This window comes from uncultured Campylobacter sp., assembly GCF_937997465.1.
Lineage (GTDB): Bacteria > Campylobacterota > Campylobacteria > Campylobacterales > Campylobacteraceae > Campylobacter_A.
Window position 1 is genome coordinate 1 of the sequence record NZ_CALKTQ010000088.1, and the last position, 2358, is coordinate 2358.

3 protein-coding genes are annotated in these 2358 nt (G+C 53.5%); all 3 read right to left on the minus strand.

Going from position 1 to position 2358, the window contains the following annotated elements; all coding sequences use genetic code 11:
- On the minus strand, positions 1-1195 hold a 1195-nt coding region (locus tag Q0546_RS02595), incomplete at its 3' end, for an alpha/beta hydrolase (RefSeq protein ID WP_298790264.1).
- A gap of 38 nt (positions 1196-1233) precedes the next feature.
- Positions 1234-1788, minus strand: a complete 555-nt coding sequence (locus tag Q0546_RS02600) for a DUF1287 domain-containing protein (protein ID WP_298790266.1) — start codon at positions 1786-1788, stop codon at positions 1234-1236.
- A 7-nt stretch (positions 1789-1795) separates the two neighbouring features.
- Positions 1796-2358, minus strand: a 563-nt coding sequence (locus tag Q0546_RS02605; RefSeq protein ID WP_298790268.1) for a phosphatidate cytidylyltransferase, incomplete at its 5' end; no start/stop codon positions are given.

The following is a 2358-nucleotide window of genomic DNA, read 5'->3' on the forward strand; positions in this document are numbered from 1 at the left end:
CGCGGCTAAAGCCGTATTCGTCCGCGTGCGTGCAGTCCACCTCGCTAAAAGGCGCTCTAAAGCGCTCGCCGACGAACTCGCGCACGATCTCAAACGCCCTCTCCCGCTCGCTTTCACCCAGCGTATCGTGGTAAAATCCTTCTAAAACCTCGCGCCTTTTTACGCGCGCGCCAAGAGCGTTGTAGAACTCGTGCTGCGGGGCGTGCTCCACAACCCAATCATCGCCCGAGATCAGTAGTAGCGTAGGCGTCGTGATAGCCGCAGCGTCAGAGACCACGCGCTGCGCTGCTTCGTAAAGCCCAAGCAATATGCGCACCGAGATCGCGCGAGTGATGAGCGCATCGGCGTCGTAGCTTGCCTGGCGCTGTTTGTCGTGAGTGAGATAGTGAGCCTTGACGTAGCTGTTTACGAAAAAATTTCCGCGAGCGCAGTAGAGCGCCTTTAGTCCCGCTCTAGCAAACGGTACGTAAAGCTTCACGCTAAAGGCCGGACTTGCCAGCACCGCGCAGCGAACGCGCGCAGCGTAGTCGTGCAGCCACGCCGAGACCAGCACGGCGCCTACGCTCTGGGCTATCACGGCTAGATTTTGCGTCTCAAAGCCAAATCTCTGCTCGATGTGCGCCACAAACTCGTCTACGTCGGCGATGAGGCGGCCGATACTTGGCGCATCGCCCCGCTCGCCCTCGCTTTTGCCGTGTCCGCGCTGATCCCAGGCAAAATAGCTAAAACTCTTATCCGCCAAGCCGTCCGCTACGTGCGCTACCCTGCCCGAGTGCTCGTGTCCGCGGTGAAATATCGCTACGGCTTTGGCATTTGGCGCGGCTTTAAATTTGAGATTTTGTTCGGCGTTTTCGCCAGGCGTCTCGCTCAAATTTGACGCAGCGCATTTGCCTGTTTCGTTTAAATTTAAGTCCGAGTTTTCGTCGCCGTTTGGTAAATTTTGCTCGCCGGGTTTATCTTCGCCGCTTAAATTTAGCTTCGTATTTTCGTCTGTGCCGCCTGTTTGCTCGTCGGTCAAATTTGACGTTTCGTTTGCAGTTTGGACGCCCAAATTTGACCCGTCAAATTTGCCGTCCTCGCTCAAATTTACTTCATTTGCACCCGGGTTTTCGCACGCCACGTCGCTAGCCAGGCGGTATCTGTAAAATATCCTCGCCCCGTCGCTCGTTATAAAATAGCTCTCTTTAAACTCCATTTTTCGCCTTTCTTACTTAAATTTATCGATTTTTTTACTTATTTTATCCTAAAGTGCCTCGTTATCTCGTAAACATTTACCGCGTCCTCTTCCTGCGCGCCAAGCCCGATGTTGTGGATCACGAGCGGGGTTTTGTCGCCGGCAAATTTATCCGAAACTATGCCGATATGCGGCCTGCCGTTATCCGGTCGCCACGTCACGATATCGCCCGCCTTAAACTCGCCCTTCGCCTCGTATCCCTTGCGTTTTAGATAGGTCGCGATGTTTGGCACGCGGCGATGATCGATGTTTTTGTCGGTCTTTTTCGCGCCCCAGTTTTTTGGATAGGCGCTAAAATTTGCGCTCATATCCTCGTGGATGAGCCGCTGCAGATCGATATCCTGTCCGCGCAGCGCCCTAACTACGACGTCGGTGCAAACGCCCTTCATCATATCCGCGTCGCCCATCGGATAGGCTAGCCTCTCGTACGAAGGATCGTAAAACAGCGTCCGTCCGACCTGCGCTCTAGCGTCTTGCACGAGCTTTTCGGCCGAAAATGCAAAGGCAAAATTTGCCGCGAGCGCTAAAAATAAAATTTTGCTCCAAATTTTCATTAAAACCTCATGCGTAAAAATATCTAACTATATGAAAAAATATCGGCGCCGCAAAGCACAGCGAGTCCATACGGTCAAGCATCCCGCCATGCCCGCTGATCATGTAGCCCCAGTCCTTGACGCCCAGATCGCGCTTGATCGCCGACATAACAAGCCCTCCTAAAAAGCCCATCATACAAACGGCAAGCCCGATGAAAAACGCCCCCGCCGCGCCAAAAGGCGTGAGATGATGCAGGCACGCAGCCAGCGCGCTAGCGCTAAGTACGCCGCCTGCAAAGCCTACTACCGTTTTAGACGGACTGATGCTAGGAGCGATCTTACGCTTGCCAAAAAGCTTGCCCCAGATGTACTGCAGCACGTCGCTAGCCTGCACGACTATGATCAAAAACAACATCAGCTCCATGCTGTTACCGCGCTCAAGATCCAGCAAAAGAAGCGCGGGGATGTGCGAGATACAAAACACGCAGATCATCAGCGCCCACTGGATCTTCGTCGAGCGCTCTAAAAAATATGCCGCATCGCCGCAAATAGCCGCCAAAATCGGCAAAAACAAAAATCCGTAAACCGGGA